Origin of the sequence: Desulfovibrio sp. OH1186_COT-070 (genome assembly GCF_003860215.1) — a bacterium.
GTDB lineage: Bacteria > Desulfobacterota > Desulfovibrionia > Desulfovibrionales > Desulfovibrionaceae > Desulfovibrio.
In genome coordinates, this window is sequence record NZ_RQYH01000247.1 from 1 (window position 1) to 329 (window position 329).

1 protein-coding gene is annotated in these 329 nt (G+C 59.3%); it reads left to right on the forward strand.

The annotated features are described in order from the left end of the window. On the forward strand, nucleotides 1-329 hold a 329-nt coding region (locus EII23_RS12705; protein WP_148091306.1), incomplete at both ends, for a recombinase family protein.

The window sequence follows — 329 nt, forward strand, 5'->3', positions numbered from 1 at the left end:
GAATGCCGGGAGTTCCTGCGGGCGGGCGATACTCTCCACGTCCACAGCATCGACAGGCTGGCCCGCAACCTCCAAGACCTCCTGACCCTGATTGAAGAATTGAACCGGAAGTCCGTTACCGTCCGCTTCCATACGGAAAACCTGACCTTCACGGGCAAGGATGACCCGTTCCAAAAACTTCAGCTCCAAATTATCGGAGCCGTGGCGCAGTTTGAGCGCGCAATGCTGCGAGAGCGCCAGCGGGAAGGCATTGCTCTGGCCAAAGCCCAAGGCAAATACACGGGGCGCAAGCCCTCACTCTCCGCCGCACAGGTGGAGGAAATGCGGAA